Genomic DNA, 25,827 nt, shown 5'->3' with positions numbered 1-25,827 from the left:
GCTTTCATCCACCATTTAAAAATTAATTTGAAAGTAAGTATATTCCTATTGAGCTATCCTGCCCCTTTTGTGGCATAAGAAAAGAGCTTCCTAACACTTTTGGAAAGTGACCTTTAGTTTAGTTTGTACAATAGAAAAAAAGCATCCCTTATTAAAGGAATGCCCCCGCATCTGTCTCATTAGCTGCTTCTCTTCTCTATCCGGGCTGTTTCTAACATTGTATCCTTCTTATATTGTTTTATAATGCCTCTTTTTTTCGAGAGGACATGGAAGTTTTTTTACGTTTACCCTTGCTCCCCTTCTTCGCTAATTCCCTATTCCCTTTATTGTTTCTACTAGATTTCTCTTTTACCTTCTTTTTAGGCTTACTGGAATATCGCGGAGTCTCGGAAGTTAATTGAACAGGAACATCCCTCTGTTCCTTGGACATCAATTTTAAGGCAACTGAAACTAATGTAATTGAATCGTACTGATCGAGCAATTCGCTTGCTGCACGATTAAACTGTGTGTACTGCTCCTCTTCAACCAATTGGATCATCTTTTCTACTGCGGCTTGCTGTATAGACTCCCTTGCCTCAGCTATGGTCGGTATTGATTTGCGTTGAATGTTTCCTTTGGAGGCTTTTTCAATACTGCGGATTTGTCCGGTCTCCCTTGGTGTAGCAAATGTAATGGCTAACCCTGTTTTACCTGCTCTCCCTGTTCTACCGATTCGGTGAACATAACTTTCAGGGTCTTGAGGAATATCAAAATTGTAGACGTGAGTAACCCCTGATACATCAATTCCTCTTGCAGCAACATCGGTTGCCACTAAAATATCAATTTTTCCCTCACGAAATTTTTTCATCACAGCATCTCTCTGTCGCTGATTTAAATCTCCATGTAATCCATCAGCAAGATAACCTCTTTTATTTAATGCATCACTTAATTCATCAACACGTCGTTTAGTTCTTCCAAAAATAACTGCTAATTCTGGGTTATCAACATCTAGCAGACGGCAAAGCACTTCAAACTTATCCCGTTCATTAACCTCATAATAAATTTGCTTAACAGTTGGAGAGGTAACTTCCTTTGCTTTCATCTTTACTAACTCAGGATTGTGCATAAACCTTTCTGCAAGATTTTGAATAGGTTTGGGCATGGTCGCGGAGAACAGCATAGTTTGTTTTTCTTCAGGGGTCTCTTTGAGGATTCGTTCGATATCCTCCAGAAAGCCCATATCTAACATTTCATCAGCTTCATCTAAAACAACAACTGAGATACGGTTTAATTTTAGCGTTTTACGTTTAATGTGGTCTAAAAGTCTTCCGGGTGTTCCCGTAATGATGTGAGGTCCCATTTTTAATGCCTTAATTTGACGTTCTATCGACTGCCCTCCATAAATAGGAAGCGCAGTGATACCCATATATTTTGACAAACGATTAATCTCTTCTGAAACCTGGATAGCTAACTCTCTGGTCGGTGCAATTGCAATAGCTAGCTTGTACAAATTTTTTGCTTGTATCTATTTTTTCTAAAATCGGTATTGAAAAGGCAGCCGTCTTTCCTGTCCCTGTTTGTGCTTGACCAATAATGTCCCTCCCAGTCAAAGCTATAGGAATGGCTTTCTCTTGAATAGGAGATGCTTCTTCAAATCCCATATCCGTAATTGCTCTTTTTATAGGATCACTAATTCCCATTTCTTGAAATGTTGTCATACTCAATGCCCCCCTTTATGTGTTTACTATTTTTTATCTTGGACAAATCTCCTATATTGAATGCACATCTTTATGCGATCTTTACAACTTTTCATCCTCCCTCATTCAAAATAGGAATTTTCGTTAATGTATTCTTACCATTTGTATTTGTTTTACCGCTATATGTAATCTCTAGTTAGTAATTTGGCCTTAGATTTAAAAATAAAAAACGGACTCTAAAATAAGAACTTAGTATTGAGAAATCGATTTATTTTATTAAAATGCTCTTCCGTTGTAAAACTTTCTCATTCAACCTGCCCTTTTACTTCAATCAGAAATATCATCCCATGTTGAACTATTATGCATTTATATTATAAAAAAACTGATGATCTTATTTTGATCATCAGCTTTTTCCATTGTTAATTTCATTATATCTTTCTAAAATATTCAAGCATATAATTTCGCAAAGTATATTCAAGCATTAGCCTTCATTTTTCGAAAACTTATGGTTAAAGTCACAAAAATACAGCACTAACATTCCTATGTATGGCGGAGAAGGTGGGATTTGAACCCACGCGGGCAGGTCTACTACCCCTAACGCATTTCGAGTGCGCCCCCTTAAGCCTCTTGGGTACTCCTCCAAAAAAATGTTCCTCTTCTATTATACTAAATTCCTTTCTTTTTTCAATGCAAAGGATCTCCAGGCACCTTGATGAACTGCTATCTGACACAGAATAGAAGTTCCGCAAAACGGTTACCTTAAAGGTAAATTATTGCGGGAGGAAGAAGGCTTTGGAAACAATTGATTTTTTAACCTTTAAAGAAGATTGGACATACATCAAGAGGATGGTCATTAGCGTTGCTGCCCAATTGGAGGATAATCAAAGCTATGTAAGAGAAATGGCGATTGAAGATTTAGTGGAAATTATTCAGGAAATGGATAAACGTGAACCGAAAAAGGAAAAAGGGGAAACGAAAATATCTATTGATTAGGTGTTATCTGCTACAAAGTCAAAGTGTTTTTGGATTCACTGCTAAAAAGGACATGGCATAGGAGGGAATTTTCATGCTAGCATTTCTGCAAAAAATCGGTAAATCCTTGATGCTGCCTATCGCAGTCCTGCCTGCAGCTGGTTTATTATTGCGGCTGGGTCAACCAGACTTGCTAAATATTAAATTTATTGCTGAGGCTGGAAATGCCTTTTTCGGAAGCATGGCGATTGGACAAGATGCCGTCTTTAGTAATCTTGCCCTTTTATTTGCGATTGGCGTCGCCATTGGCTTTGCAAAAGATAATAATGGAGCTGCCGCATTAGCAGGCGCCATCGGTTATATGGTTTTAACCTTTACTACACACGCCATTAATCCAACGGTAAATATGGGAGTACTCGGCGGAATTATTTCCGGAATTGTCGCCGGTTTATTATACAACCGGTTCCATGATATTCATCTTCCAACCTGGCTTGCCTTTTTCGGAGGAAGGAGATTTATTCCGATTATTACAGCTTTAGCAGGAGTTATCTTAGGGATTCTATTCGGGTATATTTGGCCGTATGTACAAGATGGAATTGATGCATTAGCTCATTGGATTACAAGTGCCGGTGCCTTTGGCTACGCGGTCTACGGATTCTTAAACCGACTGCTTATTCCTTTAGGCTTGCATCATATTATTAATACTCTTGTCTGGTTTGATTTTGGAACCTTTAAGGATGCCGCCGGAAATGTGTATCATGGGGATATTACCCGCTTCCTGCATCATGATCCGACTGCCGGAAGGTTTACGACCGGTTTCTTCCCTATTATGATGTTTGGTTTGCCAGCCGCTTGTTTCGCAATGATGGCTACAGCCAAAACAGATCGGCGCAGAAAAACAGCAGGTTTACTGCTCGGTATGGCGTTAACCTCTTTTGTTACCGGGGTAACGGAACCAATTGAATTTGGATTCATGTTCGTGTCACCACTGCTTTACGTTATTCATGCTTTACTGACCGCTACATCATTTGCGGTGACGTATTTGCTTGGTATCCATGATTCTTTCAGCTTTTCTGCAAGTTTGATTGATTATATTTTGAACTATGGTATTGCTCAAAAACCGTTGCTATTGATTTTAGTTGGCTTAATTTATGGAGTTATCTATTTTATCATCTTCTATTTCGTCATCAAATGGCGCGATTTAAAAACACCTGGGCGCGAAGATGAAGATGAATTCGCAGATGATGACACCATCGCTATCTCTGCGGACGATAAGTATACAAGAATGGCAGCAGGCTTTTTAAAAGGGCTGGGAGGAAAAGAAAACTTAACTAATATTGATAACTGCGCTACCCGCCTCCGCTTGGATGTACGGGATAGTGGTAATATTGACGAAACAACTATTAAACGTTTCGGAGCAAGAGGCGTGATGAAAACAAGTAAATCAAGCGTGCAGATTATCGTTGGTCCGGATGTAGAATTTGCAGCCAATGCTTTGAAAAAGCTGTATGCACTGGATCATCCGCCAGAGCCGGTGACACCTGGTACAGCCCATACTGAACCAATTACCAAAAATGCAACTGCCAAAAAATTTGATAAAGATTCATTTACTGCCCCACTTAGTGGCAGGCTTTTAAAAATAGAAGAAGTCCCAGATAAAGTGTTTTCCGAAAAAATGATGGGAGATGGCTTTGGAATTGAACCATCTGACGGAGAAGTCATATCGCCTTTTAATGGAGTAGTGAAATCCGTATTTCCAACCAATCATGCGATTGGTTTAGAATCGGAGGATGGACTAGAGGTTTTAATCCATATGGGGCTTGATACAGTGAACCTTAAAGGAGAAGGATTTACTGTTCATGTGGAAAATGGGGATTGTATAAAACAAGGACAAAAGCTTGCAGACATGGATATCGATTTTATTAAGGATAAAGTTCCATCTATCGTAACACCAATTATCTTCACGAATCTTGAACAGGATAACCGAGTAAAATTGCTTAAAGAAGGAAACATACAACGCGGGGATAAAGGATTTATCGAAATAGAATAAAATGTATGGAGGGTGGCTTTGGGAAATGGGCCACCCTCCTTAATTTTTTATCAGATTTTTTCTGCATCTTCCCCGGCGGGTAAGCGCAATGACACGTCTCTTACCGTGTTTCCTTTGGCAGCTAATTTCACTCATCCATACGTTAGAGCTTCGCCGCGTGCACAAACAACACGATTTCTTCCATTATTTTTAGCCTTATATAAAGCGATATCTGCACGGTGGTAACACGATGTAAAGGGATCTGCTTCCTCCGTGTTCAGGGACGCCACCCCTAGACTTGCCGTTATGATAATGGTTTCATTGCCTACGGTAAATAAATTAGATTGAATGGCAGACTTTACTTGTTCTGCAACCAATACTGCTTCCGTAAGCGACGTATCGGGTAAAAGGAAGATAAATTCCTCCCCTCCTAACCTTGCAGGGAAATATTTAGCACCTAACATTTTTTTCAACAGAATTCCAACCTCTTTTAAGATTTGATCCCCTGCTGGATGACCAAAATGGTCATTCACATGCTTGAAATGGTCAATATCCATTATAATGACACAAGTCTCGCTTTGATTATTACTCGAATTTGCTATTTCGATTTCCGTATGTTTCATAAACTCCATTCTATTTAAGAGGCCAGTTAAAGAATCATGGGTGGCTAGAAACTCAAGTTGCTTATTTTGTTCTTCCAGTATTTGATTCTGTGCTTCAATTTCTTTCTCTTGAAAAAGTTTATAGATGCTATTCCTCCACGTAATTAATGCGATTCCAAAGCTAATGCCAATGACAGAAATACTGTTCACTCTTTCTGATAACAAGATATTTTGATTGCTTTGGGTGAACGAAATGCCAAAATGAAAGAAGACAAAGGCTAAACCATAAATAAAAAGTGAAGGAATGGGATGTATTAAAAAAATAACCGCAATACCGATACATACACTTGAAAAGGCATTGATACCCGCATTAACGTATTGGTCAAACGCGCTTACAACAATGCCAAAAAGGAGATAACTTATGATGGCTATTAGTTGTAGAAAAGCAGCCGCTTTGCTTTTATCCATTTTCTTTTGTTTGAAAAAATAGGCGGTACAACCAATAACTAGTATCACAAAAAACATAGTAAAATGAGAAATAGCTACTCCCATTCGCCATTTATGTACATTTTCTGCTGACTTAAAACCTGGATCATATATCCAAAAGATACATCCATGCGCGAGATGAATCAGCATTAAGATAATGGAAAGAAGATAAATTCGATGATTATTTGTAGAAATCATATCTTCCCTAGCGATTTTACTATTCATATTTAAAAGATGATTTCTAATTCGCGTAATAAGCTTCATTTTAATTCCTTCTCCACCTGCAAAACAGGATTTCACCAAATAGACGTTCCATTCATAATTTTATAACTTTTTGTGACCTTTTACCTACTTGCGTGTATTTTTATTTTTCGACAAAATTCGAACGTATTCATAGCAGGTGTCGAAGGATTTCTTTGCATTCTTCGATAAGAAGCTGGTTTGAGTTATCGTGCGCATACAGAAGGAGCAGGATTGTTGTGTAAATCGCTTTAAACTTTGCAAGATTTTCCGTTTGTTCATCGACAGTACCATATATGCTATAAAATAAATTCCGTCCTTCCGGAGGGATAAAAGTATAAACAATGGATAAATCGATGGCAGGGTTCCCTATATGAGTATCTCCCCAGTCAATAATTCCGGATACCTTTCCTTCCCCATCTACTAGCATGTTTCTTGTATGAAGATCCCCATGGACTAATGCAAATTCTGTATCTGTTTTATCAGAAGAAACGGATCCGATAAATGGTTCTAATTCTTTCTGCGCGATAAATAGACCTAACCCTGAAGCTTTTTGCAGATTTTCTTTTAATTTCGGCCTGCGACTTTCGATATCGAGCCGATTTAATTCATCATAAGGAATTTTCACATTTAGTGCGTCCTTTACAGGGAATCGATGCAATTCCTTTAAAAAGAGTGCTAATTTTTCTACTGACTGCATTCTCTTTTCATTGGACAGTATTCCAGGTGTTGTACCGTGGACGATTGGATATCCTGTAAATGACCAAGGGTAGCTTTCGCTTGGTACCCCTATAAAAGTAGGATTTGGAATGGGAATAGGAAGCTTATCAGCTAGTTTCGGTAAAATTCGATTTTCCGTTTCTAACAAATGGGCAGCAACATTACGACGCGGAAAGCGAAAGATAAATTCATCATTTACCTTGAACACCGTATTATCAAATCCTTCTCCGATTACCTCTGCCTTAGTTGGATTCAGTTGTGGAAATTGCTCTTCAATTAATGAAGTTGCTAACGTTTCTGTGACAACCACTTGCGGATCCCATATTGGTGACATGCAAACACCCTCAATCCCATTTAATTATATTAAAAATAATTGTAATGGATGTCACCTCTAAGTGACAACCAGTAACAAAAAGCGCAAGCGCCAGCACTAACGTAGGCGCCTGCGCTTCTCTTATTCATTACTCTTCAATCGATCAGGAAGACTTTGAATCGACTGTATGACTGCTTCCAACTTCGTTTCTATACGATACAAAAGATACAGTGATACAACGATTGGGAAACCAACCTCATTGATGAAGGACATGATATTATCCAAATTATTTCCCCCCTTTCTTCCAATAATCCCGCAAACAAAGAAATTATAAATAATGAAAGGCCTGTCCAATTTGAACAAGGCCTTCCCTTCCAGAACTATTCAATCGTATATTCTGTGACATTGTGATCTACTAATCTAGCACCCTTCATTTCGATAAAAGCATAACCGGTGGAATTTTGAAAGACATTGGCTGCAATCAACTGCTCCATCGCCCCTTTTACCTTTGCAGTATCAACAGGCTCGATAGGATCTTCAATGGATACACTAGCAGTTTTATTATTTGCTGTGACAAATTGTAATTCAAGAGTTTTCACTATTTTCACCTCCCTCTTTTTTTCAAATGGCTTTGTTAAATAAATGTTATAACGGAACATCGATTGAACCGTAAATAACATTGCTTAACGTAGCTCTGAAATTATTCCCCATTACGCCTGAATATCCGAACTGTCATTACGTTCCACACCATAAAGAGCTTTCTGAGATAAGGAAGCAATTGCTTGTGCAGCACTTTGCAGCTCATCAGGAGTGGAATCCAGACGGATATTGCTAAAGGTTTTGCTTTTAAACAATTGCTTTCCATCACCGTCTACTCCATTATCGAAGATTAGCTTTAGCCTGGATTCCTTTAGAAGTGTTTCTGCCATTTGTATCACCTCCCTTCACCTTTTATATAGGTTTCTGGAATAGAAAAGGACACCCTTAATTAAAAAAAAAGAACTTTCTTAACGAAATTCTTTGGCAACAAATCTATTTAATTATTCCAGATCGAATAGCCTTAACTGCTGCCTCTGTTCTGTTTTTGGCATTCAGTCGTTTCATAATATTAGATACATAGTCTCTAACAGTATATTCGCTTAAATGGAGCTTTTCAGCCGCTTCTGACGTCGAAGCACCTTCCGCTAACAGTTCCAGTACCTCTATCTCACGAGAGGATAACGGCGCTATGCCTGAATCTAGTACCTTCCACTTATTAGTTCCTGAAAATTTCATCAATAATTCCCCCGCACTCTGTCCGAATTTCAAAAGGGCTGTAAAGGTGTTACTGTCCACTTGAAAATGCTTTCCTGGCCCTTGATCCAAGATGGCTGCGGCAATTAACTCCCCTTCAGAAGGAACATAGATTGGGGCAACGATAACGGATTCCAATTGGAAATGCTGTACATATCGTGTAGGGAATTCCTTTGAAGCATTCGAAATATAGATCGGCTGAAAGTTCTTCATTGCCTCATTTTGAGGATGGAGCTTCGTAATACTCTTATATAAGGAAGGGATATTATCCACATGTTCTTTTATATTCCGGATTTCGTCATTATTAAAATGGTAGCCAAATAATCCTAATCCTGTCTCATCCTCGTTCGAATACTTAAATAACGCACATCTTTCAAAAGGAAGATATTGCGCATATCCATATGCTATATTTTGAATAGCCTCCTCTAAATTATGGGACTTCATAATCCATTCATTAAATAGAATAACCGCGTCCTTCCACTGATCACCGGATTGTTCCTGTCTTTTTTCCTCCTCTATTTGCAATAAATGCATTGCATAGGTTAAAAAAGGGGCAATGGAAGAAACATTTTGGTTTTTGGTACAAAATAATAATGTCTCACTTTTCCACGGAATCGGAAAAACATCCCGGGTTTCCTGGCCACCTGTTAATTGCAGAAGAGACTCTGTCAACATAAACCATGATGGTTTTATCTCATCATATAGGCTGCTTTGTATTGATTCTTCAGATATACCAATTATTTTTTTGAATTGGTAGCCATTTTGAACGTGCCCTATCCGTGCAATCCACTCAATATGCAGTTGTTTCGATTGAACAAGCTGCCGACAAAGTATGTCGATCTGAAATTGTCTTTGTTTTGAAATCGATAGCATTTCCTCACATATTTTCGAAAAGAGAAATTGTACAGCTGGATGCAAATGAAAAGAACGTGTTGTATTGGATTTAATGACCTTATGAACGGCATTCTCCAACAGGGTCAAAATAAAGATGAGCATATTTGGTTCAGGAGGTCTTTGAAATTGCCTGTACCATTCCGAACGAATATCCAGAAGTAAAGTATCTGTTTGGTGATTTTCCGACTGTAAAAAACGACGGAAAAAATGGAATGCAAATTCAAAAGCATCTGCTGATTTTTTATTGGTTTTTTTCATGTACTCTAATATTTCCTTCCACTCCGCCATAATGGAATCTTTATAAGCGTATAAAAGCTCCACACCATTTTTCAATACTGTTTTCATATGGGTATTCAATGATAGAGACATAGAGATCCTCCATTCCCATCTGGGTAACAATCCGCATCCTTAAAAGATATATTCAAACCTATTTCCACCATAGTACCACCGTCTATTAAAAGATAAACCTTATTTCTTTCGCCAAATATCAGCAAACTCGACATCTTTTGCTAATTTTCGTACACGACAATTGTAGGGGCACTCTTGCTATTTTCCTACATTGATAGGAATTTAGTTATCAGATTTTTTCGAATAAAATTAAAAATAAAAGTGGCTTGTAAGCGGTTTCTTAGGTGATGTTGGGATCTGGAAACCTTCGTTATTTTCCACTTTTTATTTATGAAAAAAGGGAGGGGTTTAAATGAATGAAGGTGTTATGTTGATTCAGGGGAAGACGTCGAAGAAATGGTTTTTTAGTGCACTTTTATGTGGATTTTTATTGTTAGGCGGATTGTTTGCAGTGTTTGGCGTAACTGGTGTGGCATATGCAACTCCTATTGGAGGGATTGGGAAATTTAATGTTTCCTTTGACAAGATGGTTGGAAAAGGATTCAAGCTATATGGAAGCCTTTATGGTGACCCTCAAAGCGGAAATCCAAGCAAAGTTAGTCCTGTTTTTGTAAATGAAATTGATGATGTGACTATTAATGGATTAGTTATCTCAAGAGATGTCGACATTCCAATATTAGGTAAATACACAGTAAAAATTACAGCAGGTAATGGAAATAATCCTGTAAAAATACAAGGGTTAACTCAAAAAGCCACTCTTATAAATGGTGATGCATCCTTTACAAAGATGAATATCAGTGAAAACTATGTGGAAGCATCAGATCCGCAAGCTGTTAGTAAGGCTTTTACGCAAGGATCTGATACTATTACGATTACAAACGGCAGCTTAGACACTCAATATCTATTCCAACAAGCTGTTACCTTACCTGGAATGAAGGTAGAATTTGTTAAAAAGTAATTTCATGGCTTTCTTCAAGGAGTTGAATAACATGAATCCTAGCGTTTCAAAGAGAAAAAAATTTAAAAATTGGAGAATGAGCCGCCCATTTTGGGGAGCGACCTTGTCGCTCCTTGCTGGTATTATCATTTTATACATTCCTATACAGCTTCTTAATATTGCCTTTGCACCGGGAAACATGGTGGTAATCGGCCTTATCTTTGGCGGACTCATTATTCTCATGGGAGCTCTTGGTTATTTCTATCCAAAATTTAATGTTGTCTTTGGAATCGTTACGATTTTTTTATCGGTTCTTTCTGTTATGGGTGCACTCGGCGGTTTTCTAATTGGAACTATTCTTGGCATTGTAGGAGGTTCCTTGTCCATTGCTTGGAAATATGAAATGATCCACCCTAATAATGAAATAGGCGCACTTTCAAACGCGGAAGTCGCTGCAAGTTCGGTTCTATCTGAAGAAACTACTCAAAAATGAAATGCGCATAGATAGATCATGCGCTTTTGTCTTATTTTAAGAAAATGGTGATAACCTTGGTGAAAAAAACTAGTTTCATAATCATGATTACCTTGCTTATTTTAGGTACTGCCATATCCCCCAAAAAGTTGCATGCGGATGCATCTGTACCCATGATTGATGGCTTTGTGATTGAGGCAGACAAAGTGGAAGGTGTTATGGGGATTCCAGGCATTATTAATGGTGAAACAGCTACCCAGAAAAATAAACTTATGCTTCGATTAACGTTCAGTAAAGCAACCATATATGGCCTTACTATTACGAAGGTGTTAAATACACCAAATGGTCCTGTCACGATTCAATTTAAATCAACAGGACCAGTGGGAATTAACCAATATGGCAGTTGATGTGACAAAGATTGAATTTAGCGGTATATATCTCCCAAATAAACTGGGTGAGCTTGGGATGAAGAACGTACGGCTCGTTGCCCATATGCAAACAGCGGATCAGGCAATTCTTCCTGCTCTTGTTGCCAGTCTCGAAGAACAAGGAGCTAACCTGGATACAACAAGCGATTCAGATGAAAATTTACAGAAACAAGTGGATATTTTTAAAAAGATATTAGGAGATTCTAAGGATGGAAATCTCCAGCTTCCACTGGATGATTTAAATAAGATTTTACAGCCTGATAAAGAAAAAGACTCTAATGATAAGGCAGGTAGCAATCCGTTAAACGAAATAAATAAAATCTTACCACCTAGTGGAGAGGGAAAAAATGATGACTTAGAAAGTAAGAGTACAACTTCAGAAGACAAAAATATCAAACCTGAAAAATCAGATTCTAATACATCAAATGGTAATGAAAAACCAGGCAGGAACCAAAACAATCAGACTAGTGACAATGCACAACCAAGGGATAACAATAATCCAGTTATGAAAAATACAACTCCCGATACGTCTGAAGATACCACGAGCGATACCAAACAGAGTAAAGGCACAACAGAAGAACCTGTGCCAACTGGAGATACAAATTCTGGGTCCGCTAATGAAACAAAACATGGTGGATTATTAGACCTTTTAAAAAAGCTATTTCCATAACATAAGAGTAAGGAGTAGTTATTTAGAAACTACTCCTTTCCGTTCAGCATATTTCTTTTGAAAATACCTCACAATTAAAATTGCAATGATACAGCCACACGAGTCAATAATCACGTCCTTAAAAGATGCCGTTCTACCCGGCACAAAGGATTGATGATACTCATCCGTTGCAGCATAAATCGTTGTGATCTCCCAAGCAAGAAACGCTCTTTTTCTTAAAGCCATGAAAAAACATATCCCTAGAAATCCAAATGTCGTGATATGGGTAGCCTTACGAAAAATAAAATTCACATTGCTCGCCTGATCAGGACTCATGCCGGTTAATTTTTCAATTATACGCTGTGTGTTGGAACCGGTGGAAGCTTGTGTTCCGGTAAAGTAAAATATCATGCAGCACAACAAAATTGCGATAATCCACCAAATTACTTCTTTTTTCATTTTAAAACCTCATTACTATAATGAATTGATCAATTCTTTTCCATCATTCTTCGGACTGTTCACAAGGGAGGAAATCGGATATGCTTCCATTTCATGATGATCATACGGGATAAGAACCTTTTTCGCTTCTTCCCCTACGTTTCTGTCCAGCCACATTTTTTCTGTTTCCTTCGTTAAAATAACAGGCATGCGGTCATGTATTTTTTCCATTAATGGATTTGCTTCTGTCGTAATAATCGTACACGTTTGCAGCTTTTCTCCATTCCGTTCCCAACGGTCCCATAATCCTGCAAAGGCAAATGGCTCTCCGCTTTTCAAACGTATATGATAGGGCTGTTTGGTGTTTCCATCTTTTTTCCATTCATAAAAACCATCTGCGGGTATGATGCATCTTCTTCTAGATAGGAGCTTTTTGAAGCTCGGCTTTTCAGCTAAAGTTTCTGCCCGTGCATTGATCATCTTATATCCCATCTTCGGATCATTGGCCCATGATGGCACAAGCCCCCATTTTAAAAAGCCACCCTTATTGCCGTGTTCCCCTTGGACCACAGCTAAGACAGCCTGACTCGGCGCAAGATTGTAACGGGGAGATAATTCAATCCAATCTATGTTCGTAAGTTCAAATCTCTCCAATAATATTTCAATACTAGAATAAAGATTGTAACGACCGCACATAAAGGAACACTCCAATTTAGTGATGTTAATTTATTGTATCATAGAAATATTGCATTAAATAATGAAAGTCTGTTTATCCCCACCTTTACAGGATTTCCACATTTCTTACCTCATTTTCATCACTTTTCTCATAAAATCCCACAGGAACCTTTGGTTTTTCCACACTTTCCCCGCCTCCACACGTTTTCGTGCACACTTCCCCCCTACAACATATAAAAATATCCATAAAAAAAAATAAACCGGGCTGTAACCACCACCCGATTGATTCATGTATATAAATGACAGGCAACATAATGTCCTGGCTTTGCTTCCTTCCACTCCGGCTTTGCCTGGGCGCATATATCCATCGCATGTGGGCAGCGTGTTCGGAAGACGCAACCGCTTGGCGGATTTATCGGGCTCGGAACATCCCCGGAAATGACAATTCGCTCTCGATGAAGGTTTGGATTAGGAACCGGAACAGATGACAGTAACGCTTTTGTATAGGGATGGAGAGGGTCGCGATATAGCTCTTCACTTTCCGATAGCTCCATCATATTTCCTAAGTACATCACAATTATCCGATCAGAAATATATTTTACCATCGCTAGATCATGGGCAATGAATAAATAGGTAAGCCCCATCTTCTTCTGCAGCTCTTTCAATAAATTTACGACCTGTGCTTGAATGGATACATCAAGGGCTGAAATAGGTTCATCACAGACGATAAATTTCGGATTTAGCGCAAGTGCCCGCGCAATCCCAATGCGCTGTCTTTGCCCTCCGCTGAATTCATGAGGAAAGCGATTAATATGATCCGGACTCAAACCTACCAATTCTAATAATTCTACAATCCTGTCATGCTTCTGCTTTCCTTTTACAATTCCATGAATGGTTAGCGGCTCACCGATAATATCTTCTACGGTCATCCGCGGATTTAAGGAAGCATAAGGATCTTGGAAGATCATTTGGATTTCGCGGCGAATCTTCATTAATTCTTTTTGATGAAGAGAAAATAAATTCTTTCCATTAAAAAGAACTTCTCCGCCTGTAGCCTCGTATAAACGAATCATCGTTCTACCGGCAGTAGATTTTCCACAACCGGATTCCCCAACAAGCCCTACTGTTTCACCTGGATAAATGTCAAAGTTTAAATGGTCCACAGCCTTAAGATGCTTATCTCCAACTTTAAAATACTTCTTTAAATCCTTCACTTCAACAAGAGGAGATTTTACTGCCGTTTCCTGATGATCCATGCTTTCACTCGTTTCGTTCACCATATATTTCCCCTCCTTTATCCTTTAACACTAGCCTGCGCCATATAATGATGCAGCCAGCATGCCGAAGTTTGCCCAGTCTCGATTTCTTTAAGCTCTGGTTCATTTTCCTTGCAAACTCTCATTGCCTTTTCACATCTCGCATAGAAGGAGCATCCTTTTGGAGGATCGATAAGGTCTGGCGGTGTCCCAATAATGGGCGCTAACGGCACCTTCTTGTCCATATCAAGGCGGGGGATAGATTTCAATAACCCTTTCGTATAAGGATGCTGCGGGTTATCAAAAATATCCTGCACCGTACCCGTTTCGACCACTTTTCCCGCATACATGACAATGACTCTATCACACATTTCCGCTACTACCCCTAAATCATGGGTAATCAGAATAATAGATGTTTCTGTTTTTTTCTGTAGCTGTTTCATCAATTCCAATATTTGCGCCTGTATCGTTACATCCAATGCAGTTGTAGGCTCGTCCGCAATTAAAAGTCTAGGCTGACAGGCAAGAGCCATCGCAATCATGGCACGCTGCCGCATTCCTCCAGAGTATTCATGAGGGTATTGATTCATTCTTTTTGCAGGTTGTGGGATGCCTACCAGCTCCAGCATTTCCAACGCAATCTGAAAAGCTTCTTTTCTAGTAACCTTATTATGCTTTAATACTGCTTCAATAATTTGATTTCCAACTTTACTTGTTGGATTTAAGGAGGTCATCGGATCCTGAAAAATAATACTGATTTCATTGCCGCGAATTTTCTGCATTTCTTTTTCCGGTAATCCTATTAGCTCTTTTCCGTTAAAAAGGATGGATCCACTTTTATAAATCGCTGGCGGAGTCGGTAATAGCTTCATAATAGATTTAGCGGTAACACTCTTTCCGCAGCCCGATTCTCCAACAATTGCAATTGCTTCTCCTTCTTTGACTTCAAAATTCACACCCCGAACAGCCTTTACTTCACCCGAATACGTTTGAAATGAAACATTCAAGTCCTTTACCTCTAATAAATTCCCCATATTATCTCCCTTCCCAATTCCGATTATTTCTAGGTAAAAAGTGGTTGGTCCATGAAGCAGGTCGTTATACAAAAATTCTTGCTCAGATTCATCTTGGATCTAGTGCATCACGTAATCCATCGCCAAAAACATTAAAAGCGAACATGGTGATAGAAATTAAGATAGCAGGAACGAAAAGCTGATAAAAATTGCCGATGAGGATGCTGCTAAGTGCTTCATTTGCCATCGTCCCCCAACTTGCTTTTGGAGCTGGGATTCCTAATCCTAAAAAGCTAAGTGTCGCTTCAGCAAAAATCGCTGTCGGAACGGTCAAGGTAATATTAACTAATATTGGTCCCATCGTATTTGGAATCATATGCTTGCGTAAAATCCACGAAGTTTTTGCACCTGCTGCATTGGCAGCCTGAACATATTCAGATTCTTTCAATTGCAACACTTGTCCCCGGACAAGTCGTGCCATTGGAATCCACCCCGTGATGGTCATGGCAATAATCATTGGGAAAATCCCACTATTATTCCCAAACCATACCATAATTAGAATAACCATTAGCAAATAAGGAATCGCATAAAGTACTTCTGCAATTCTCATCATAATATTATCGGTGCGGCCGCCTTTTAAAGCGGAGATTCCTCCGTACAATACACCAATCAGAAAATCCATTAATGCCGCCATAAAACCAATAAACAACGATATTCTGGCTCCGTACCATGCCCGTGTGAACATATCCCTTCCCAATGAATCTGTCCCAAACCAATGCTCCGCATTCGGATGTAAATTTCTCTTCTTAAAATCTTGTTCATAGTACGTATATCCGTTAATATGAGTACCAATGCATGCCATAATGACAAGCAAAACAATCAAGATGAGACCAAGCATTGCCAGCTTATTGGAACGCAATCTCCTCCATACATTTGCCCAATAAGAGATGGTGGGACGTGCAATTTTTTCCGCTTCTTTATAATTGTCCTCTGCTGGTAAGAACATTTCTTCCGTTAAATGTAAGTCCTTTGCCATTATTTACTCTCCCCCGTCACCTTAATTCTCGGATCAATCCATGTGTAAGCAACATCCACAATGAAAATTAATAAGATGAGGATCACACTGTAAAAAACCGTTGATCCAAGTATGACTGGATAATCCCGATTAGAGATTCCTCTGACAAACATTTCCCCCATACCTGGAATACCAAAAATATTTTCGATAATAAAGCTTCCCGTAACAATATTGGCAATTAGTATACCGAGAACCGTCACAACTGGTAAAATAGCATTTCGAATTGCATGTTTGATAATAACCACACTTCTTCCTAAACCTTTTGCCTGTGCGGTTAAAATATAGTCCTGACTTAAAACTTCAATCATGCTGGAACGCATCAGTCGCGCAATATACGCCATTGGCATGGTGGCCAGCGATAGGGATGGCAACACTGTATGAGACCACGATGTCCATGTTGCAACCGGGAAAATGGGCCATTTGACAGCAAAATAATTAATAAGAAAGGTTGCTAGAATAAAGCTTGGGACGGAAATTCCAACGATTGCTAGAATCATAGAAAGATAATCTGGCCACCTGTTTTTATTCAAAGATGCAATGACCCCGAAGATTAATCCGAAGCAAATCGCAATTACCATTGCCTGCAGCCCTAGATGAAGGGAGACTGGAAATCCATTTTTTATATAGTCATTTACGGTAATAGATTGTGATTTCATGGATGGACCAAAATCTAAGTGTATAAGTGACTTTAGATATAGCCCATATTGTACAATCTTGGGCTTATCCAAATTATAATGATGCTGAAGATTATCGTAGACAGCTTTTGGCATGGAGCCTTCTTTGGCAAAAGGGTTCCCGGGGATACTATGCATAATAATAAAGGTAAGAGTAATAATCGCCCAAATGGTAACCAGTGCCCAAAAAAACCGTTTTAATGTGTATCTTAACATGAGTGTTTCACTCCAATTCATTTAGCGTAAACAAATAGGTTTTTTATACGCTCGTCCAATTACATGTTGTTAAAGGCTGTTTTCGTTCAAAATGTTGTTTTCCGTCATTTTAATTTCTCCCCAGTTTCGGAGCATCCTTTTCCAAGAAGATGACCATAGAAATGTATTAGGTTTTGGTTCAAATAAAGTCTGAGATAGAGCCTTTATAAAAATAATGTTGAAAAAGCGGGGTATGCCCACCTGAGCATACCTCCTGATTAAAGATTTATAACTGTGACAGTTCCTATGACTCCTTATTTCTTGTTGATGTCTGCGTAGATGTATTGCGGATAGCGGTTAATTGGTGTAAAGAATCCTGTTACGTAAGATTTAAGTGCGTATGGTTTTGTGTAGAAATAGATTGGGATAACTGGCATTTCGTCCATTAAGATTTTTTCTGCATCATGCATTGCTGTCATGCGTGTCGCAGGGTCCATAGATGTTTTCGCTTTTTGAATGAGAGCATCATAGTCTTTATTGCTCCATTTTGCGTCATTGTATGGTCCGTTTGACACCCATAGATCCATGAATGTCATTGGATCCACATAGTCACCGATCCAGCCAGCACGGGAGATTTGATAATCACCGGCATGTTCGCGGTCGATTTTGACCTGGAACTCAACGTTTTGCGCTTTTACATTAACACCAAGGTTTTTACGCCACATTTCCTGAATGGCTTCTGCGATCTTTTTATGCCCTTCATTTGTGTTATACATGATTGTAAAGGCAGGCATTTTCGATAAACCTTCTTCAGCAAGCCCTTCCTTCAGAAGCTTCTTAGCCTCTGCAACATCTTCCTTAAATAAATCCCCGCCATTTTCTTGATAATCACCGTTTACATCAGGGATTCCCGGTGGAACGACAGAATAAGCTGGTTTTTGGCCGCCTTGTGCAACATCCTGCACAATGACTTTACGATCGATAGCCATCGCTAAAGCTTTTCTAATCTTTTTATTGTCAAAAGGTTTCACTTTATTATTTAAGTTGTAATAGTAAGTGGATAAGTCTGGACCGTTGTGGAATTCAGGATTTTTAGATGCCATCAATTGTCCTTGAACATCCTGTGGAAGCGGATACACCATATCTAATTCCCCAGCCTGATACATTTGCCATGCTGTGTTTTCATTGGCAATTTGTACAAAATCCACTTCGTCTAACTTGATATTATCCTTATCATAATAATTTTCGTTTTTCACTAGCTTCATGCTTTCTTTATGCTTCCAATCTGCTAATTTAAATGGTCCGTTTGAAACATAAGTGGAAGCTTCTAAAGCCCATTTAGGGTTTTGTTCTTGTACTTTTTTATCAACAGGATAATAGGTATAAAATGATGTTAAATCAAGGAAGTATGGAGTTTGCTCTGCCAGTTTAACAACCAATGTCTTGTCGTCTGTCGCTTTGACTCCAACCTTATCTTCCAATGCTTTTAAGTCGGCTCCCTTTTTAGCTGAGTTAAACTCTACCCCGCCTTTTAAATAATAGAGCTGATAGGCATATTCAGAAGCCGTCTTTGGGTTAAGTGCATATTTCCATGCATACTCAAAGTCACCTGCAGTAACCGGATCGCCATTCGACCATTTCATTCCATCCTTTAATTTGAAGGTCCATGTTAATCCATCCTTGCTTATATCCCAAGATTCAGCCATACCAGGTTCAATCTTGCCTTCAGGTGTTTTCTTTGTTAATCCTTCGAAAAGACCTTCTAATAACCAGGAGTCATGGGTACCTTGTGCCGTGCCTGGATGAAGTGATCCGGGTTCCTCTGTATTATTGAGGTGTAGGATTTTTGGCCCGGCATTAGCATTGTTTTTGTCTCCTCCCGTATTTCCATTAGATGATGGCTTTGGTGAGGTATTTCCTTGTCCACTAAAACACCCCGAAAGAAGCAACATTGCAGCAAATAGTACCGAAGCAAGCGAAAACAACGTCTTTTTCTTTCTCAAACTATTTCCCCCTTTGAAATATAAACTATGAGCAACTTAAAATTGCTGCACCCAATAAAATCTATTAAAAATATCCTATTTATATTCCTAAAAATTACTTATTTTCTTTTACAAATTTGCGCTAAAAAAATAAAAAACTGACTGTTAGCACGTAACAGTCAGTTTTTTATACTACATAATATTAATCAATACGATTTACCCAAATAGTCCGCTAAAAAAATTTCCTATTGCCTGAAATAAACTTTTGAAAAAGTTGGCGACACTTTGCCAAAAGCCTTTATCTCCGGCCGCTTCTTGCAGTTTCTTCTTAATATCAGAGGTGATGCTTCCGAGCTGGCTTTTTACATTATCAAAATTAATATTAAGTGAACGCATTTTATCAAATAATTTAATAAGCAGCTGACGGTCCTCAGGACTTAGTTCAATTTTCAACGTTTTTAATTTATCATCCACAATCTTCTCAATATCTTCTTTTGTAGCAGGGTGTTGGTTCGCAATTTCCTGTTTAATCTCTGTTAATAATTGCGTTACTTTATCTTGGTCCAAGCCATTTTTTTGCGAAAGATCGGTTGCTAGATTTAATTCCTGATTCGCAACTTCCATACGATCCTTGTTCAGTGTTGTTCCAGATTTATCATAGGCCTTATAAATTCCAACTAGCGCAGATTCACCAGTTACTTTTATTGGTGAAGCCACATCAACAGTTGCATCCTCAACCCCTGCAGTAAGTAATGCATTCGAATACATATCAGATGTAACTCTTGTAATATTGTCCGGAGTTACAATATTGACAACGATACCATTACCTTTATCTTTTCTTGTTATTTTTGCGGAAGAATATAAATTGGAGTTCGGATCCCCATTAATATATTTGACAAGGTCAGAATCTGTAACAGTGATTTCCTTAACCTGGCTGCTGTCTGTCACATTAAACACTTTTCTCATTTCATCCTTCTGAGCAGGTGTCAAGGTTTCCCCATATACTACAATAGGCGATCCGTATTTTTCATCATAACCAGTATCATTACTGTCATTGCTTGATGCTTTTGCCACACCATTCAATCCTATTCCTAATAGGAAGATTGCTACTAGAATAAATCTACTTAGCATTTTTAACATTTTTTGTTTCTCCTTTTGTTCCCTTTTTGGCATCTTTTCTATCAGTACAAAGAAAATAATAATTTTTTGATAAAAAAACTATCAATAATTAAGAAAAGATACTTCATCATCTCTATTTAGTTGTATCACATTTTAGACGTTTTTTCGCAATTTAATGTTTCACTTTTTAATGAAAAATGGGTATACGTCCCATTTAAACCTTTACAAATCAACTATTCCGACAGAACTTACCATCCAATTACGTTTTTAATTTTTTCTGTCTAAACAAACAATAAGCTTAATATAGCTATAGATGCCTGTTGTAGAAGTGAGGCAATAAGATGAAAAAAATAATAATCATTATGGCAAGTATTGTTGGTATTTTGGCAATTGGGATTAGTGGGTATGCATATTACGTCTATCATACGGTAAAAAAAACAGCCGAACAAATGCATGAACCTAATGTTAATGAAGAGCCGCCCCCTGAGGTAAACATTCCTGCTAATCCAAAACCCATTTCGATTTTATTGATGGGGGTTGATCAGCGCAAAGGGGATCCTGGAAGAACAGACACCCTAATAGTTATCACTTTAAACCCTAAAAAGGAAAAAATGGTGATGGTAAGTATTCCACGTGATACTAGAACAGAAATCATTGGCAACGGAAAAATGGATAAAATAAACCATGCCTATGCTTTTGGCGGTACAAAAATGTCTATTGATACGGTTGAAAATTTCGTTGGTGTTCCGATGAATTATTATATTCGTGTAAATATGAAAGCACTTAAAGAGCTGGTAGATGCGGTCGGAGGAATTACCGTACAAAATAATATTGACTGGTATGATGAGGGTTATTATAAAAAAGGCTACCATTATAAAAAAGGGCAAATAACCCTAAACGGTCCGCAAGCACTAGGATATGTCCGCATGCGCCATCTAGATCCTAAAGGGGATTTTGGCAGAAATGAACGGCAACGCAAGGTCATTACAGCCATCATCCATAAGGCTGTAAACATATCCTCCGTTACAAGAATCACGGATATCCTTCATGCACTTGGAAAAAACGTTAAGACAAACATGACCTTTGACGAAATGATGAATATACAAAAAAATTATCGGGACAGCCAAAAAAATATTATTCAATATGAGGTTCAAGGAAAAGGAGAAAGAATCGATGGAATTTACTATTTAATTGTTCCTCAAGAGGAAAGAACTAGAATGATGAATGATTTAAAGGAGAGTCTGAAGGAATAAAAACGGCATAATAGGACGGTTCTCATTGTAACTAGGAAAAGGAACCTATCCCTCTGTTTCACACCATTTTACAATTAGGCATATGATGTAGCATCCGATATTTATAATTTTAAAGAGCGATATTACCTAAAAATACCAATTTTAAAAAGGAATGATGAATATGCCAGCAGTAGTAGGGCCAATACAAATTGATAAAATCTTTGGAGGAGTTGCTGGAGTTGGCGACAGGGTATTTATAAGTCCAGAAACTTCAAGTAAGGTCATTTCTGGCTCCGGAGATCTTTGTACAGGAAATTTTGTATACATGGAAAATCTATTTGACATCAACACAGACTTTGCACCGAATGTAGCGAGTGAGCCAACGATTTTCAACTATTAATTTAATGGGTGCTAAACAGCACCCAATTTTAATTCCTCACTATTGTTTTTATATTTCGAACACAATAACTGTTGAGCGGCTAAAATGTATAATAAAAAGATCATTACAAAAGCAATTTCGTAATGACCCTTATTTTTATATTCATCTTAGGATGTTACTTGTTTATTTTTTTGTACATTTCCACCATTTCTTTAACCAGTAGAGCAATCGTTTCTGTACTCATTAGTTGGTCTTCTGCATGCATAAATAGTAAGGAAAATTCCACCTTATCTCCAGAAGCTTCTTTTTGAATTAACCCTGCATGAACTTTATGTCCTTCAACAAAATATTTATTAGATTCCTCTAATTTTTCTTCAGCTAGAGCATAGTCGCCGCTTTTGGCAGCAAATAGAGCTTCCATAGCTAGACTTCTTGCCGTACCAACATTACTAATAATTTGAAATCCTATCATATCCAAATTTTCATCCACCATTTATTTCAACATCCTTCATTCATTTGAACTCCTTACTACTGAGTCAAACATATAATAACTCATAAAATTAATATTCCCTGCAGTGATTTTCTTTTCAAGAATGGATTATTTATTATCAATTAATTTAATGGCTGCCTCTAAAACATTTTCACCCTTCATTAATCCATAGTCTTGCATGTTAATAGCTTCGACTGGGATATTTTTCCCATCCAATTTTTTCTCAAATTGAGCTTTCATATAACGAACTTGTGGGCCAAGTAATAATACATCGACATTCTTTTTCTTCAAAGTATTATCCACTTCAGAAGCAGAAACCGCAAAAATATCAGCTTCTATCCCTTTAGCTTCAGCTGATTTTTGCATTTTAGTGACTAATAAACTCGTACTCATTCCCGCAGAACATACTAACATAATTGTTTTCATAAATTTTCCCTCCAAATTATTTAGGGTTGTTTTATTAAAAGGCTGTTTACGTACTATTTGTTTTTTCGTTTTTATAAATGCTGAGGAGGATTGGTTTCGGGGCGTCTTTTCTTATAAGGTTTATCGATTATTAGCAAAAATTATGATATATTCGTATTTTGTAAGATTACAAAATACTTGACTCTATCTCTTCCCTTGAATAACTAGCTTCAATTTGATTAAGCATTTCATTAAACCTCTTTTTTTTCAGCCTAGACCAAATAATACCGACAAAGGCATCATTTAGTTTTTGAAGATAGCCGTAGGATTCCATCTTTTCAGAATAGTGTAATTCACAGTTTTCTCCAGTAAGCGGACGAACTTTATAAGTTACTGTAAAATCATGTATATTGCTAGTTGTTCGATACTGATAGGATTCATTTTTGGTGATTTCTTCAATCTTTACTGTAGCCTGGTTATTCTTGGAGAAAGTCTTAATATATTCGAATCCCGGCAGTTGACTTTCAACCACCTTTTTTCCCGTTTGCGAATGGATATCGGACAAAACTGATTTTATAATTGTCTTATAAAGAAATTCAGCCGGCACATTCATTTTTCTTACTATTTCCACTAGAATCACCTAATCTTTTTTCTTTTTAATCTTCCTTTTTTCCCTAAAAACCATAAAAGCTCCAACTATAATAAGAAAAAGTGCAGTAGTCAAATTAAAAATATTGTATTCCCCTGTTCGCGCATTTGCACTAATAAGTAACAGGATACAGCCAATACTGGCGAGAAATAAGCCGTTTTTAACCATGGTGTTCATCCTTTTCATTCAACTGGGGCAGATCGAAAATAAAGAACCGACCCCCACGGCTGACTTTTAATAGCTGTTTTTGCTAGTTTTGATGCTTGTTCCAAATCATTTGCGTTTGTTTCAAAATAAAGATTGATGCCCTTTTTTTCTTTAAAGGAAAATTGTATCCCTTCTTCGTTATAATTGTTTAATAGTTCAATGATTTTATCTTGCTGTACAGCAGAGCAAACTTCTATCATTTTCTTACTCCTTTCCAAATGAAAAAGATTGGTGAGCCGCTCCTGCGATAACGACGAAAGTGACCCACCTATCAGTGAATAATTCTTATGCGGCTTTATCCTCTGTTTTTGCAGTCACTTTATTTGCAGCAATAACAAATGGAACCCAAATGATGAATGAAACAGCCATGGCAACTAATGTAACAATTGGGGCACGCCAGTCTGCTCCAGTGGCCATGAAGGACAACAATAACGGCGGAGTCGACCAAGGTATCGCTACCGAAACAGGATTAACCCATCCCCATATTGTTGCAAAATAACCGATTGCAACAGACACAACTGGTGCAATCAAGAATGGGAAGAACATAAGTGGGTTTAGCACAATTGGCAAACCGAACATGATTGGTTCATTAATATTGAATATCCCAGGTCCGACAGACAATTTCCCAACCGCTTTATAATCTTTCCGTTTTGAAAATAGGAGGATTGCCAATATTAAAACAATTGTTCCTCCAGAACCGCCGTACCAAGCATAAGCATCAAAGGATCCACGAACCCACTTGTATCCATGTGCAAGAACCTCTGCGGTTCCGCCATGTTGGAAAAGGTTAACGTTTGTCAATTGAGCTACTCCGAAGACTCCTTCCAAGATTGGGGCAAGAACGTTCGGTCCATGGATTCCGAAGAACCAAAATAGTTGAACGAACAGGGTAACTAAGACAACTGCTCCAAATCCTTGGGAAAGTCCCAAAAGCGGTAACGCGATCGTTTTTTGCAACCATTGTAAGAACGTCATATCCGGTACGATGAGAGAGAATATCCAATAGAAAATAGCAATAACATATAGGGCTACGGTAGCCGGAATGATGGATGCAAAAGCTGTAGAAACTGCAGGTGGAACCGATTCCGGTAACTTGATTGTAATATCCTTCAACATCAATTTAACATAAATCATAGTAGCCACAAAACCAATAATCATTGCGGTAAAGAAGAAATTAGCGTCCAAATTATTCAGCGGCAGCCATCCCCAGCCAGCAGCTGTAATGCTCTTTGAAGTAGCAGTCCACCCAGCAGCATTAATGGCATCTACAGTGGCCGGATCTAGCTTTAATCCTGAGATTCCACCAGAGAAGGAGAACGTAATCCCCGCAATCGAAGCAGCAGTTGACACAATTCCTCCCGCTAACTCGTTTACTCCGTAGATTTTCGCAATATTGTACCCCCATGAGAAAACAAATATTAATCCGGCAATTGCAAGGGTACCATTCCATACATAACCATTGATTGTAATAATTTGTTTAATGACCGGAATGGTGTTCCCATCATATCCATCGAAAAATTGTGGCGGCAAATCCCTCAAAATAGCGTTAAGCATAACCGCCACGGAACCAGCCATTGTTGCCGGCATAGTCCCAATAAATGCATCTCTTAATGCAACTAGATGCTTTTGACCCCCAATTTTAGATGCAATAGGAAGGAAATATCTTTCCAACCATGCAGTTATCAAATTCATCCATATACCCCCCTAACAATTAAATTAAAACATGTTATAAATCTCAGGAAATTGTGTAAAACGAAGCGGAGTGATTAAACCATCCCTTGTCTTACTTCAAATGCATCCCCCCTCTCAAGGATGAATGGACTAAATTATTAAAACGGTGAAACATCTTTCAAAACTGCCCGCCAATATACTATGAATCTTGAAAGCATAGGAAAATTCCATTACATTGATGTTTTAGGATGATAGATTATTGGAAAAGTTTGAATCTGCTGAAATAGCAAAGTATGTGTGAAAGCGTT

At 38.2% G+C, this 25,827-nt stretch carries 27 protein-coding genes, 1 tRNA gene and 1 pseudogene; 8 read left to right on the top strand and 21 right to left on the bottom strand.

Annotated elements, in window-relative coordinates; genetic code table 11:
• Window positions 1-238: 238 nt before the first annotated feature.
• Window positions 239-1,697, bottom strand: a pseudogene (locus NSQ59_RS02960) (DEAD/DEAH box helicase).
• Between the two features lie 526 nt (window positions 1,698-2,223).
• A tRNA-Ser gene (locus tag NSQ59_RS02955) sits at window positions 2,224-2,317 on the bottom strand.
• Between the two features lie 151 nt (window positions 2,318-2,468).
• Between NSQ59_RS02955 and NSQ59_RS02950 the strand changes: the two genes are divergently transcribed.
• Together NSQ59_RS02950 and nagE are read left to right on the top strand one after the other, a co-directional pair.
• A complete protein-coding gene (locus tag NSQ59_RS02950) occupies window positions 2,469-2,669 on the top strand; it encodes a hypothetical protein (protein ID WP_055738183.1) in 201 nt (66 codons plus the stop codon).
• 73 nt (window positions 2,670-2,742) lie between these two features.
• On the top strand, window positions 2,743-4,698 hold the full coding sequence (gene nagE, locus NSQ59_RS02945) for an N-acetylglucosamine-specific PTS transporter subunit IIBC (RefSeq protein ID WP_340829078.1): 1,956 nt from the start codon (window positions 2,743-2,745) through the stop codon (window positions 4,696-4,698).
• Between the two features lie 131 nt (window positions 4,699-4,829).
• Here the strand turns inward: nagE and NSQ59_RS02940 are convergent, their stop codons facing one another.
• The 6 genes from NSQ59_RS02940 to NSQ59_RS02915 form a co-directional block, all read right to left on the bottom strand.
• The gene (locus NSQ59_RS02940) at window positions 4,830-6,029 is read right to left on the bottom strand and encodes a GGDEF domain-containing protein (protein WP_340829074.1); all 1,200 of its coding nucleotides are present in this window, start codon (window positions 6,027-6,029) and stop codon (window positions 4,830-4,832) included.
• A gap of 127 nt (window positions 6,030-6,156) precedes the next feature.
• Window positions 6,157-7,059 carry a phosphotransferase gene (locus NSQ59_RS02935; RefSeq protein WP_340829072.1) on the bottom strand — a complete coding sequence of 301 codons (903 nt, stop codon included), beginning with the start codon at window positions 7,057-7,059 and terminating at the stop codon, window positions 6,157-6,159.
• 120 nt (window positions 7,060-7,179) lie between these two features.
• Window positions 7,180-7,311 carry a YvrJ family protein gene (locus NSQ59_RS02930; RefSeq protein ID WP_445669228.1) on the bottom strand — a complete coding sequence of 44 codons (132 nt, stop codon included), beginning with the start codon at window positions 7,309-7,311 and terminating at the stop codon, window positions 7,180-7,182.
• Between the two features lie 107 nt (window positions 7,312-7,418).
• On the bottom strand, window positions 7,419-7,637 hold the full coding sequence (locus NSQ59_RS02925) for a DUF2922 domain-containing protein (protein ID WP_340829067.1): 219 nt from the start codon (window positions 7,635-7,637) through the stop codon (window positions 7,419-7,421).
• Window positions 7,638-7,748: 111 nt separating this feature from the next.
• Window positions 7,749-7,967 (bottom strand): DUF1659 domain-containing protein, encoded by a 219-nt coding sequence (locus tag NSQ59_RS02920; protein ID WP_055738177.1) that lies wholly within the window; start codon window positions 7,965-7,967, stop codon window positions 7,749-7,751.
• 103 nt (window positions 7,968-8,070) lie between these two features.
• Window positions 8,071-9,594: a response regulator transcription factor gene (locus NSQ59_RS02915; RefSeq protein ID WP_055738176.1), complete on the bottom strand. Its 1,524-nt coding sequence runs from the start codon at window positions 9,592-9,594 to the stop codon at window positions 8,071-8,073.
• A gap of 331 nt (window positions 9,595-9,925) precedes the next feature.
• Between NSQ59_RS02915 and NSQ59_RS02910 the strand changes: the two genes are divergently transcribed.
• Genes NSQ59_RS02910 through NSQ59_RS02895 form a run of 4 tightly spaced genes read left to right on the top strand, consistent with a single transcriptional unit; the run spans window position 9,926 to window position 12,080 of the window.
• Entirely contained in the window at window positions 9,926-10,531 is a 606-nt protein-coding gene (locus NSQ59_RS02910) for a DUF6230 family protein (protein WP_055738175.1), read from the top strand.
• A gap of 31 nt (window positions 10,532-10,562) precedes the next feature.
• Window positions 10,563-11,003, top strand: coding sequence for a DUF6114 domain-containing protein (locus tag NSQ59_RS02905; RefSeq protein WP_340829060.1), 441 nt, complete (start codon window positions 10,563-10,565; stop codon window positions 11,001-11,003).
• A 59-nt stretch (window positions 11,004-11,062) separates the two neighbouring features.
• The gene (locus tag NSQ59_RS02900) at window positions 11,063-11,389 is read left to right on the top strand and encodes a hypothetical protein (RefSeq protein WP_340829057.1); all 327 of its coding nucleotides are present in this window, start codon (window positions 11,063-11,065) and stop codon (window positions 11,387-11,389) included.
• Entirely contained in the window at window positions 11,379-12,080 is a 702-nt protein-coding gene (locus NSQ59_RS02895) for a hypothetical protein (protein ID WP_340829055.1), read from the top strand. The genes NSQ59_RS02900 and NSQ59_RS02895 overlap by 11 nt, the downstream gene beginning before the upstream one ends.
• A gap of 18 nt (window positions 12,081-12,098) precedes the next feature.
• Here NSQ59_RS02895 and NSQ59_RS02890 read toward each other — a convergent pair whose 3' ends face one another.
• From NSQ59_RS02890 to NSQ59_RS02855, 8 genes are all read right to left on the bottom strand, one after another.
• Window positions 12,099-12,518, bottom strand: a complete 420-nt coding sequence (locus NSQ59_RS02890; protein WP_126647328.1) for a VanZ family protein — start codon at window positions 12,516-12,518, stop codon at window positions 12,099-12,101.
• A 15-nt stretch (window positions 12,519-12,533) separates the two neighbouring features.
• Window positions 12,534-13,193 (bottom strand): SOS response-associated peptidase, encoded by a 660-nt coding sequence (locus NSQ59_RS02885; RefSeq protein ID WP_055738171.1) that lies wholly within the window; start codon window positions 13,191-13,193, stop codon window positions 12,534-12,536.
• Window positions 13,194-13,459: 266 nt separating this feature from the next.
• Window positions 13,460-14,428 (bottom strand): ABC transporter ATP-binding protein, encoded by a 969-nt coding sequence (locus NSQ59_RS02880; RefSeq protein WP_055741103.1) that lies wholly within the window; start codon window positions 14,426-14,428, stop codon window positions 13,460-13,462.
• A 38-nt stretch (window positions 14,429-14,466) separates the two neighbouring features.
• Window positions 14,467-15,462: an ABC transporter ATP-binding protein gene (locus NSQ59_RS02875; RefSeq protein WP_055738169.1), complete on the bottom strand. Its 996-nt coding sequence runs from the start codon at window positions 15,460-15,462 to the stop codon at window positions 14,467-14,469.
• Between the two features lie 88 nt (window positions 15,463-15,550).
• Complete coding sequence (locus NSQ59_RS02870) at window positions 15,551-16,477, bottom strand: ABC transporter permease (protein WP_083489191.1); 927 nt, start codon at window positions 16,475-16,477, stop codon at window positions 15,551-15,553.
• Window positions 16,477-17,406 (bottom strand): ABC transporter permease, encoded by a 930-nt coding sequence (locus tag NSQ59_RS02865; RefSeq protein WP_340829048.1) that lies wholly within the window; start codon window positions 17,404-17,406, stop codon window positions 16,477-16,479. The genes NSQ59_RS02870 and NSQ59_RS02865 overlap by 1 nt, the downstream gene beginning before the upstream one ends.
• Window positions 17,407-17,699: 293 nt before the next feature.
• Window positions 17,700-19,388, bottom strand: coding sequence for a peptide ABC transporter substrate-binding protein (locus NSQ59_RS02860; protein ID WP_340829046.1), 1,689 nt, complete (start codon window positions 19,386-19,388; stop codon window positions 17,700-17,702).
• 195 nt (window positions 19,389-19,583) lie between these two features.
• Window positions 19,584-20,507: a DUF1002 domain-containing protein gene (locus tag NSQ59_RS02855; protein WP_055738165.1), complete on the bottom strand. Its 924-nt coding sequence runs from the start codon at window positions 20,505-20,507 to the stop codon at window positions 19,584-19,586.
• Window positions 20,508-20,827: 320 nt separating this feature from the next.
• Here NSQ59_RS02855 and NSQ59_RS02850 point away from each other — a divergent pair, with 320 nt between their 5' ends.
• The gene (locus NSQ59_RS02850) at window positions 20,828-21,739 is read left to right on the top strand and encodes an LCP family glycopolymer transferase (protein ID WP_055738164.1); all 912 of its coding nucleotides are present in this window, start codon (window positions 20,828-20,830) and stop codon (window positions 21,737-21,739) included.
• 160 nt (window positions 21,740-21,899) lie between these two features.
• Window positions 21,900-22,118: a spore germination protein gene (locus NSQ59_RS02845; RefSeq protein WP_055738163.1), complete on the top strand. Its 219-nt coding sequence runs from the start codon at window positions 21,900-21,902 to the stop codon at window positions 22,116-22,118.
• A 154-nt stretch (window positions 22,119-22,272) separates the two neighbouring features.
• On the opposite strand, the gene NSQ59_RS02840 is transcribed toward NSQ59_RS02845, so the two are convergent.
• The 5 genes from NSQ59_RS02840 to NSQ59_RS02820 form a co-directional block, all read right to left on the bottom strand.
• Window positions 22,273-22,590: a PTS lactose/cellobiose transporter subunit IIA gene (locus tag NSQ59_RS02840; RefSeq protein ID WP_055738162.1), complete on the bottom strand. Its 318-nt coding sequence runs from the start codon at window positions 22,588-22,590 to the stop codon at window positions 22,273-22,275.
• A 105-nt stretch (window positions 22,591-22,695) separates the two neighbouring features.
• Window positions 22,696-23,013, bottom strand: a complete 318-nt coding sequence (locus NSQ59_RS02835; protein WP_055738161.1) for a PTS sugar transporter subunit IIB — start codon at window positions 23,011-23,013, stop codon at window positions 22,696-22,698.
• A 166-nt stretch (window positions 23,014-23,179) separates the two neighbouring features.
• Window positions 23,180-23,623: a DUF3284 domain-containing protein gene (locus NSQ59_RS02830; protein ID WP_055738160.1), complete on the bottom strand. Its 444-nt coding sequence runs from the start codon at window positions 23,621-23,623 to the stop codon at window positions 23,180-23,182.
• 200 nt (window positions 23,624-23,823) lie between these two features.
• The gene (locus tag NSQ59_RS02825) at window positions 23,824-24,048 is read right to left on the bottom strand and encodes a hypothetical protein (RefSeq protein WP_055738158.1); all 225 of its coding nucleotides are present in this window, start codon (window positions 24,046-24,048) and stop codon (window positions 23,824-23,826) included.
• An 85-nt stretch (window positions 24,049-24,133) separates the two neighbouring features.
• On the bottom strand, window positions 24,134-25,540 hold the full coding sequence (locus tag NSQ59_RS02820) for a PTS sugar transporter subunit IIC (RefSeq protein WP_055738157.1): 1,407 nt from the start codon (window positions 25,538-25,540) through the stop codon (window positions 24,134-24,136).
• Window positions 25,541-25,827: the final 287 nt, after the last annotated feature.

This window comes from Margalitia sp. FSL K6-0131, from assembly GCF_038008735.1.
In the GTDB taxonomy this organism is placed as follows: Bacteria; Bacillota; Bacilli; order Bacillales; family Bacillaceae_C; genus Margalitia; species Margalitia shackletonii.
Note: the sequence above shows the minus strand (reverse complement) of the source record. Positions and strands in the feature narration are given on the sequence as shown.